Annotated in this window: 6 protein-coding genes and 1 pseudogene; 5 read left to right on the forward strand and 2 right to left on the reverse strand. The window is 61.9% G+C overall.

Annotation, left to right across the window (positions count from 1 at the left end):
* Window positions 1-198: 198 nt before the first annotated feature.
* Window positions 199-1,062 carry a hypothetical protein gene (locus MNBBLIKP_RS08090; protein ID WP_176399715.1) on the reverse strand — a complete coding sequence of 288 codons (864 nt, stop codon included), beginning with the start codon at window positions 1,060-1,062 and terminating at the stop codon, window positions 199-201.
* Window positions 1,063-1,490: 428 nt separating this feature from the next.
* Between MNBBLIKP_RS08090 and uvrB the strand changes: the two genes are divergently transcribed.
* The 5 genes from uvrB (at window position 1,491) to MNBBLIKP_RS08115 (ending at window position 5,982) form a co-directional block, all read left to right on the forward strand.
* Complete coding sequence (gene uvrB / locus MNBBLIKP_RS08095; RefSeq protein ID WP_088309287.1) at window positions 1,491-3,680, forward strand: excinuclease ABC subunit UvrB; 2,190 nt, start codon at window positions 1,491-1,493, stop codon at window positions 3,678-3,680.
* 65 nt (window positions 3,681-3,745) lie between these two features.
* Window positions 3,746-4,906: an exo-beta-N-acetylmuramidase NamZ family protein gene (locus tag MNBBLIKP_RS08100; RefSeq protein WP_140420554.1), complete on the forward strand. Its 1,161-nt coding sequence runs from the start codon at window positions 3,746-3,748 to the stop codon at window positions 4,904-4,906.
* Between the two features lie 53 nt (window positions 4,907-4,959).
* A complete protein-coding gene (locus tag MNBBLIKP_RS08105) occupies window positions 4,960-5,406 on the forward strand; it encodes a DUF2924 domain-containing protein (RefSeq protein ID WP_088309290.1) in 447 nt (148 codons plus the stop codon).
* Window positions 5,403-5,690 carry a type II toxin-antitoxin system RelE/ParE family toxin gene (locus MNBBLIKP_RS08110; protein ID WP_088309292.1) on the forward strand — a complete coding sequence of 96 codons (288 nt, stop codon included), beginning with the start codon at window positions 5,403-5,405 and terminating at the stop codon, window positions 5,688-5,690. Before MNBBLIKP_RS08105 ends, MNBBLIKP_RS08110 begins: the two co-directional genes overlap by 4 nt.
* Window positions 5,665-5,982: a HigA family addiction module antitoxin gene (locus MNBBLIKP_RS08115; RefSeq protein WP_088309294.1), complete on the forward strand. Its 318-nt coding sequence runs from the start codon at window positions 5,665-5,667 to the stop codon at window positions 5,980-5,982. The genes MNBBLIKP_RS08110 and MNBBLIKP_RS08115 overlap by 26 nt, the downstream gene beginning before the upstream one ends.
* Before the next feature lie 7 nt (window positions 5,983-5,989).
* Here the strand turns inward: MNBBLIKP_RS08115 and MNBBLIKP_RS18015 are convergent.
* Window positions 5,990-6,299: pseudogene (locus MNBBLIKP_RS18015) on the reverse strand (hypothetical protein); the annotation flags it as partial.

The following is a 6,299-nucleotide window of genomic DNA, read 5'->3' on the forward strand; positions in this document are numbered from 1 at the left end:
GGGTGTGTTGCGCGTGTAGGGTAGATAGGCAGCATACAACAACGGGCTCGATACCAAGTCCGTTGGCGACAATTCGGCCACCAGCCGAGGCTTCCGCAACGCGGCCAGTTTCGCCGAAAGTTCGATCTACGCCCTGATGTCCCGCGGCATGGTAAGCAACGCATTGCGGCGCACGAATTTTTTCGCGGCATCCATCTGCTACCTTGTCGCACCACCGGCAGCAGCGACCGCCGTGGGCATGTTGCTAGGGTCCGTAGCGCGGAAATCGCCATTCATCGCCACCACCAGCTCTTCAGCGTTTGGCCCTGACAAGAAGCCCGCTACCTTGCCATCTGGCGAGATTGCAGAGAAGTTGGCGGAACCGGCTTGAAATGACCCTGAAAAGGTGAGCGGGCCAAACTCCGACGCTATCGTTGATCCCTGTAAACCGCCAGAGACACTGGCATGCAGTGTAAAGGTATGCGCAGCGAAGTTCACTTCGAGCGTCATGTTGCTGTAACTTTCACCCCCCGCGCGTTGCAGATAGCTCGAACCCTGCATGTGGCCGACCAGCTTTCCGGAATAAGTCGCCATCCCGCTTTTTGGTATCCGACTATTCACGGTAGGACTGCCAATTCCGAAGTAAAAAGCATCATGATAAGACGAACCCAATCTATCGTAACGATAATTGTACCTAAATCGCCCAAAACTACTGTACCTCAGATAAGGTCGCGACCCAACTACATTCTGAAAATAGATATATAAATCATGGTTATAATCAGATCCAAGAGAATTTTGGTCACAGTAATTGTAAAAACCCCGAAAATCTTTGGCATCTGTCGATGTATACGTAGGCCCAAAAAGATCGGTACGCACAGAGGAAGGTGAGAATGGCGAACTGCCATTATAGGGCCCTGTTTCCCCGGGGGCAGTCGGGAACTCGCCAATCAACTTTGGCGTCACAAAGTAGTAGGTGTCCAAATCCGAACGGTATGACAAAGCATTCCCTCTGACCGGATCGAACAAGCCAAAAAAATTTCTATGGTCGGAATACCCTATCCCGGTCACGACCTGATCGAACACCAAGCCCCGATCAACGGGAATCGTCCCACACCCTGGCGGCACGTCAGCGATCTGAATCGGCGTAGGGGTCGGCGTCGGTGTGGGAGTTGGCGTGGGTGATGGCGAGGGATTCGTCGACCCGGATCCATCCCCGCAAGCGCCGACCATCAGCACAGTCGCGCAAGCAACCAGAAATTTCACGCCGCACTTCATAACAAAGCCTCTATAATGCCAATCTGGCGCACAGTATATGTTATGATAAAGGTCAGTTCATAGCAGTATCCGACGATTCAGCGAAAAATTCATGGATTTGTTTGGTCCATTCCGGTTGTGCAACAGGATTTTCGGACTTTGCGGGCAAGCAAAGCCAGCCGGACAACCGCTTTGCCGGACCCATGAAATTTTGCTCCCCCATTGCAGAACAAACCATAAACCCCCATAAGCCCCGCATGACCCAGCTCGTCATCCGCCGGGGCCTTGAGGAGCCCGATACCTCCGGCAGCTTTGTGCCGCACAAGCCTGCGCGTCCGGAAAAGAGCGAGGCGGGGCGGGCGTTCCGGATTGTCAGCGAGTATCGGCCCGCCGGGGACCAGCCGACCGCGATTGCGGAGCTCGTCGCGGGCATTCAGGCCGATGACAAGACGCAGGTGCTTCTGGGGGTGACCGGCAGCGGCAAGACCTTTACCATGGCGCAAGTGATCGAGGCGACGCAGCGTCCGGCCTTGATCCTGGCCCCCAACAAGATCCTGGCGGCGCAGCTTTATGGCGAGATGAAGAGCTTTTTCCCCGACAACGCGGTCGAATATTTCGTCTCGTACTACGACTATTACCAGCCCGAAGCCTATGTCGCGCGCACCGATACCTATATCGAAAAGGAATCGAGCGTGAACGAGGCGATTGACCGGATGCGCCATTCGGCCACGCGCGCGCTGCTGGAACGCGATGACGTGATCATCGTCGCTTCGGTTTCGTGCCTCTATGGCATCGGCTCGGTCGAAACCTATTCGGCGATGATTTTTGACATCAAGGCCGGGACCAGCGCCGACCAGCGCGAGATCATCCGCAAGCTGGTGGCGCTGCAGTACAAGCGCAACGACGCCGCGTTCGCCCGCGGCAATTTCCGGGTGCGCGGGGATAATCTGGAACTGTTCCCCAGCCACCTTGAGGACACCGCCTGGCGGATCAGTTTCTTCGGGGACGAGATCGAAAGCATTGCCGAGTTTGATCCCCTGACCGGCAAGGCCGGGGCGAGCCTGAGCACGGTGCGGGTCTATGCCAATTCGCACTATGTCACCCCCGGCCCGACGATGCAGCAGGCGGCCGCAGCGATCCGGTTCGAACTGGCCGAGCGGCTGAAAGAGCTGGAGGCCGAGGGCAAGCTGCTGGAACACCAGCGGCTGGAACAGCGCACCAATTTCGATCTGGAAATGATCGCGGCAACCGGCAGCTGCGCGGGGATCGAGAACTATTCCCGCTTCCTGACCGGGCGCTTGCCGGGCGAGCCGCCGCCGACCCTGTTCGAATACCTGCCCGACAACGCGCTGCTGTTTGTCGATGAAAGCCACCAGACCGTGCCGCAGATCGGCGCGATGAGCAAAGGCGACCATCGCCGCAAGATCACGCTGGCCGAATACGGCTTTCGCCTGCCCAGCTGCATCGACAACCGGCCCTTGCGCTTTAACGAGTGGGACGCGATGCGCCCGCAGACCGTCGCCGTTTCCGCCACCCCCGGCAGCTGGGAAATGGAGCAGAGCGGCGGGGTGTTTGCCGAACAGGTGATCCGCCCGACCGGGCTGATCGACCCCCCGGTCACGATCCGCCCGGTCGAAGATCAGGTCCAGGACTGCATCGAGGAATGCCGCAAGGTCGCCCTGGCGGGCTACCGCACCCTCGTCACCACCCTCACCAAACGCATGGCCGAGGACCTGACCGAATTCATGCACGAGGCGGGCCTGCGCGTCCGCTACATGCACAGCGATGTGGAAACGCTGGAACGGATCGAACTGATCCGCGACTTGCGGCTGGGGGTCTATGACGTGCTGGTCGGAATCAACCTGCTGCGCGAGGGGCTGGACATTCCCGAATGCGGGCTGGTGGCGATCCTCGATGCTGACAAGGAAGGGTTCCTGCGCAGCGAAACTTCGCTGATCCAGACCATCGGCCGCGCCGCGCGCAATGTCGATGGCCGGGTGATCCTCTATGCCGACCGGATGACCGGCTCCATGGAACGCGCCATCGCCGAAACCGACCGCCGCCGCGAAAAGCAGCACGCCTACAATATCGAACACGGCATCACGCCCGAAAGCATCAAGCGCGACATCCACAACATCGTCGCCGATACCGCCAGCCGCGACGGGGTGCTTGTGGACATCGATGATGGCGAGCGAAACGAGCTCGTCGGCCACAACCTGCGCGGCTATATCGAGGAGCTGGAAGGCCGGATGCGCGCCGCCGCCGCCGACCTGGAGTTCGAAGAAGCCGGCCGCCTGCGCGACGAGATCCGGCGGCTGGAAGCGACCGAACTCGGCCTGCCCGAAGGCGAACGCGTCGCGCCCATCGTCGGCCGCTCTAACGAGGGCAAGCCCGGCACCCGCAAGGGCCGGTTCGGCCGGCAGGGCAAGACCAAGTGGGGGCGGTAAGCCGCTCGCGCCGCGCGGTCCTCGCCGGTGCCGCCGCGCTCGCCCTTCCCCTCCGCCTTCCCGCCATGCCGCGCACCGGGGTACGGCTGCGCACCGGGCTCGACCGCATTCTCGCCGACCCTGCCCCGCTCAAGGGCCAGCGCCTTGCCCTGCTGACTCACGACGCCGCGCTCAGTGCTGACGGGCGGCGCGGGGTGGATGCGCTGGCGGGGCTGCCGGGCGTGCAGCTGGGGGCGCTGTTCGCCCCCGAACACGGCCTGTCCGGCGCGGCGGCAGCGGGCGAGCATGTGGGCGACCTGCGCGATTCGCGCACCGGCCTACCCGTCTTCAGCCTTTACGGCCAGCGCAAGGTGCCCGAACCCGCACAACTGGCCGGGATCGACCTGCTGCTGATCGACCTGCAGGACGTTGGCCTGCGCTGCTTCACGTATGCCGGAACTGCCATGGCCGCGATTGTGGCGGCGTCTGCGGCAGGGGTGAAGGTCCTGGTGCTCGACCGGCCCAACCCGCTCGGCGGGCTGGTCTGCGAAGGGCCGATGCTGGAAAGCGGCGCGGCGTTCCACACCCCCGTCAGCGCCCTGCCGCTGCCCTATCGCCACGGCCTGACCCTGGGCGAACTGGCGCGCCACTTTGCCCCCGGCACCGCAGTTTCGCCGCTCGATGGCTGGACCCGCGCGATGGGCATCGGCATCTATCGCGAGGGCGGCCTGCCCTTCGCCGCGCCCAGCCCCAACCTGCGCAGCCCCGCCGCGATCCTTGCCTATGCCGCCACGGTGCTGATCGAAGGCACCAATCTGTCCGAAGGGCGCGGCAGCGCGGCCCCGTTCGAACTGATCGGCGCGCCGTGGGTGAACCCCGCCGCCCTCGCCCAAGCCATGACCCGCGCCCGCCTTCCCGGCGTGCATTTCGCCCCCGCGCGCTTTACCCCGGCAACGTCCAAGCACGCAGGCGCCCAATGCCACGGCCTGCGCCTGACCATAACCGACCCCGCCCGCTACCGCGGCTTCGCCACCGGCCTCGAACTCGTGTCCCAGCTCCACCGCCTCCACCCCGCCGAGTTCCGCTTCCTGCCCGGCCAGCCGCAGTTCTTCGACCTGCTTGCCGGGCGCACATGGGTGCGCGAGGGGATCGAAGCCGGACAAAACCGCGCCGCCATGCTGGCGCGGGCTGAGGCGGAGGTGCGGGGGTGGTTGCGGGAGAGTGCGGGGGCGCGGTTGTATCCTTAACTCCTCCGGTCCATCAGCTTGACAGGGTGTAAATACGTGCTTAAAGCATCTTTATGCATACTATTTCGGTATCTTTGGCGGTCTTTAAGGCACTTACAGAGCGTTTAACGTCTGATGATCAGACTTTCGATGACATTCTGCGTGATCTGCTACAGCTCGATTCGCCGCTCGAACCAGAGCAAGCTGGAGCGATACAAGGCGCTCTGCTCAATCAGCTGGCTCCATTGGTCGAAATGAGTTTGAAAATTCAACGAGGTGATGGGTTCGTCTCTCGGACTCTTCACCTGCCCAACGGAACTCAACTTCGCGCGAGGTACAAGGGTCAGATGTATCTTGCCAAAATCACTGATAACCAATGGTCGAGCAGCGACGGCTCGATCCAATCGAGTCCTAGCGCGGCGGCGAGAGCAATTACTGGAAATTCCGTCAACGGGCTCCGCTTTTGGGAGGCTATGAGGCCCAGCGACCGTAATTTTATTCGACTGGAAAAGCTCTTGTGATCCTCACCTTCGCCAAGACCCCGGCCAAAACAGAACGCATCTGGCAGGGCTTGCGAAGCGGACGTTTACCGCCTGACGTCCAGTCCCGTGCGCTCGACAAGCTCAAGGTTCTCAACCGCGCCAAGAGCCTCGACGATTTGCGCAATCCACCCAGCAATCAGCTTCATGAGCTCAAGCGCGACCGTGCCGGTCAACATTCCATTAGAATTAATGGCCAATGGCGTATATGTTTCCGATTCAAGGACGGAAATGCATACGATGTCGAAATCGCCGACTACCACTAACCCGGATTGGTTGCACAACAGCCATGCAGGGGAATTGCTGGTCTCCGAATTCATGGAGCCGCTGGGCCTGACGGTTGACGCCTTGGCGTCGGCACTCGGGATTGCGGCAGCGCGCCTGGGCGATGTGATCGGTGGCGCGAAGCCGATGGATGCCGAGCTGGACCTGCGGCTCGCGCGCTATTTCCGGATGTCGGAAGGCTTCTTTCTGGGCTTGCAGGACGATTACGAACTGCTCGAAGCCAAGCGCGCCTTGAATGGCGATCTGGACCGGATCGTGCCGCGCGCGGCCTGACCGTCCCCTAAAGCTTCCCGAACTGCGCTTCAAACCCTGCGACATCGCCAGCCGCGAGGTGCTTCGCCTGGGCGACCCAGTTGTCCTTGGCCGGGCGTCCGGCGAATGCGCCCAGTTTGCCGTCCAGTTCCGCCAAGGCGGCATCGTCGAGTGCGGCGATCTGGGCGTAGGTTGTCAGGCCCAGGGTTGGGAGCAGGGCCTGCAGCTTGGGGCCAAGGCCCTTGATCCGCGACAGGTCATCACCGGCATCGTTGGCGGCAGAGGTCTGGGCCGGGGTCTGGGTCGGGATCGGATCGGGGGCCACTTGCGGGGCAGCG

It is taken from the genome of Novosphingobium sp. B 225 (genome assembly GCF_002198665.1).
Taxonomy (GTDB): Bacteria; Pseudomonadota; Alphaproteobacteria; order Sphingomonadales; family Sphingomonadaceae; genus Novosphingobium.

What these genes read in the sequence shown, in the direction of transcription:
- MNBBLIKP_RS08100 (WP_140420554.1), top strand. Translation starts at nt 3,746, where the DNA reads ATGCCGCGCACCGGGGTACGGCTGCGCACCGGGCTCGACCGCATTCTC.
- uvrB (WP_088309287.1), top strand. Translation starts at nt 1,491, where the DNA reads ATGACCCAGCTCGTCATCCGCCGGGGCCTTGAGGAGCCCGATACCTCC.
- MNBBLIKP_RS08115 (WP_088309294.1), top strand. Translation starts at nt 5,665, where the DNA reads ATGTCGAAATCGCCGACTACCACTAACCCGGATTGGTTGCACAACAGC.
- MNBBLIKP_RS08105 (WP_088309290.1), top strand. Translation starts at nt 4,960, where the DNA reads ATGCATACTATTTCGGTATCTTTGGCGGTCTTTAAGGCACTTACAGAG.